Raw genomic sequence first — 2,445 nt, forward strand, 5'->3', positions numbered from 1 at the left:
GTAACCGTCCGGTAAACCCATCTTGAGCCAGGCGCTGCGGCCGTCAGGATAGTGTCCACTTATTTTTAAGTGGACACTTAACATGACCAACATAAGCGTAAACAAGCCCTACCAAAAACGTCGTCGTTACTCCAAAGAGCTGAAGGCTCGTATCGTCGCCGAATGTCTGAGGCCCGGGGCGTCTGTTTCCCGGATTTCGCTGGATAACGGCCTCAACGCCAACATGGTCCGGCGCTGGATGAGCGAAGCGCGAAGGGCGGCTAAAACTCCGGAAGCACCTGAATTCGTTCCGGTCCGTCTGCCAGCCGTAGCGCCTGTGCCGGACACCCTGTCAGTCTCGAATCAATGTAGCACCATCCGCATCAAGATTCCCCGCGCCGGTGGTGCGGTTGTGGTGGAGTGGCCTGCGGAGCAAGCTCATCAGTGTGCGGCTTTGCTTCGGGATCTGTTGGGATGATCCGCATTGATGAGATCTGGCTGGCCACCGAACCGCTGGATATGCGGGCCGGACCCGACAAGGCCCTGGCGCGGGTTATTCAGGTATTCGGTTCGGCTAAACCCCATTGCGCCTACCTGTTCGCCAACAAGCGAGGCAATCGGATGAAGGTGCTGATCCATGATGGCCTGGGCATCTGGTTGTGCGCCCGCCGGCTGAACCGGGGCAAATTCCACTGGGGCGAAACCTGGCGTGGTGACCAACTGCGCCTGACCGAGGAACAGTTGTCTGCCTTGGTTCAGGGCCTGCCCTGGCAGCGCATTGGCGCGGAGGGCGTCATCTGCATCCTGTAATCACAAGTGCTGTGATGCCGCTATAGCCAGAACCGCGAATCGCCTGCCGAACAGAGACTTGGCATACTAGGCGGCATGACTCAGCGCCCCGATATCAACCAACTCTCAGCCGATCAGCTCCGCGCTCTGGCGACGGAACTGATGGACTCTCTGGACGCCAAGGATCAAGCCTTGGGCTGGAAGGAGCGGGAGTTGGTGCGCCGCAATGCCATCATCGAGAAGCTGACCCACGAAGTCGCCATCCTCAAACGTCACAAGTTCGCCCGCCGCAGTGAGCAACTCGATGCCGTTCAGGGCAAGCTCCTGGACGAGCTGATCGACAGCGACCTGGCTGCCATCGAAGCCGAGCTGGACCAGGCGATGACTGAGGAGCAGAAGGCCGCTCGACCCAAGCAGAAGCCTAAGCGCACCCCGCTGCCACCGGAGCTGCCCCGTACCCTGATCCACCACGAACCGGACAATACCCGGTGCCAGTGTGGCTGCCAGCTCAAGCGTATTGGCGAAGACATCAGCGAGAAGCTGGATTACGTCCCGGGCGAGTTCACGGTGGAGCGCCACATCCGGGGCAAGTGGGCCTGCGAGCAGTGCGAGACCTTGATCCAGGCACCGGTACCACCGCAGGTGATCGACAAGGGCATCCCCACCGCCGGCCTGCTGGCTCAGGTGTTGGTGGCCAAGTACGCGGACCACCTGCCACTGTACCGTCAGGAACGCATCTTCGGCCGTGCCGGCCTGGAAATACCCCGTTCAACACTCGCCGAATGGGTCGGTGCCTGCGGTGTGCAGTTGCAGCCCCTAGCAGATGCGTTGAGAAACGCCTTGCTGGAACACAACGTTCTGCACGCCGATGAAACGCCGGTCAGCATGTTGGCTCCGGGTAAGAAGAAAGCCCACAAGGCCTACGTCTGGGCTTACTGCACCACACCGTTCTCGGACCTGAAAGCCACCGTTTACGACTTCGCCCCAAGCCGGGCGGGTGAACACGCCCGTACCTTCCTGGGTGACTGGCAGGGCAAATTGGTCTGTGACGACTACGCCGGCTACAAGGCCGGGTTCGGTAACGGGATCACCGAAATCGGCTGTATGGCCCACGCCCGACGCAAGTTCTACGACCTGCACGAGGCCAACAAGAGCGAACTGGCCGCCAAGGCCCTGGATTACATCGGCGGGCTCTACGAGATCGAGCGGGAAATCAAAGACCTGCCGCCGGATAAGCGTCGGGACATCCGACAAGCCAGAGCCAAACCACTGGCTGAGGCACTGCATCAATGGATGCTGGCGCATCGCCAGAAAGTGCCGGATGGCTCCGGCACGGCCAAAGCCCTGGATTACAGTCTCAAACGTTGGGAAGCGCTGACGCGTTACCTGGACGATGGTGCGGTGCCCATCGACAACAACTGGGTGGAAAACCAGATCCGACCCTGGGCATTGGGCCGCAGCAACTGGTTGTTCGCGGGATCACTTCGCAGTGGCCAACGGGCGGCTGCGGTGATGACCCTGATCCAGTCCGCCAAGCTGAACGGGCATGATCCCTATGCCTATCTGAAGGATGTGCTGACCCGCTTGCCGACTCAGAAAAACAACACCATCGACGAACTGTTGCCCCACAACTGGAAGCCGGCTACACCTGACAAGGTGTGATGGGCGGACGCTTAC

The 2,445-nt window shown here is 60.4% G+C and carries 3 protein-coding genes; all 3 read left to right on the top strand.

What is annotated here, in order from left to right:
* Positions 1-82 precede the first annotated feature (82 nt).
* Positions 83-457: an IS66-like element accessory protein TnpA gene (gene tnpA / locus LWH94_RS18985; protein WP_022990330.1), complete on the top strand. Its 375-nt coding sequence runs from the start codon at positions 83-85 to the stop codon at positions 455-457.
* Positions 454-789, top strand: coding sequence for an IS66 family insertion sequence element accessory protein TnpB (tnpB, locus tag LWH94_RS18990; protein ID WP_022990718.1), 336 nt, complete (start codon positions 454-456; stop codon positions 787-789). Before tnpA ends, tnpB begins: the two co-directional genes overlap by 4 nt.
* Before the next feature lie 75 nt (positions 790-864).
* Positions 865-2,430: an IS66 family transposase gene (gene tnpC, locus LWH94_RS18995; protein ID WP_072677074.1), complete on the top strand. Its 1,566-nt coding sequence runs from the start codon at positions 865-867 to the stop codon at positions 2,428-2,430.
* The last annotated feature ends 15 nt before the right edge of the window (positions 2,431-2,445 follow it).

The sequence above is a fragment of the Marinobacter sp. G11 genome (assembly GCF_021282325.1).
Lineage (GTDB): Bacteria > Pseudomonadota > Gammaproteobacteria > Pseudomonadales > Oleiphilaceae > Marinobacter > Marinobacter vinifirmus.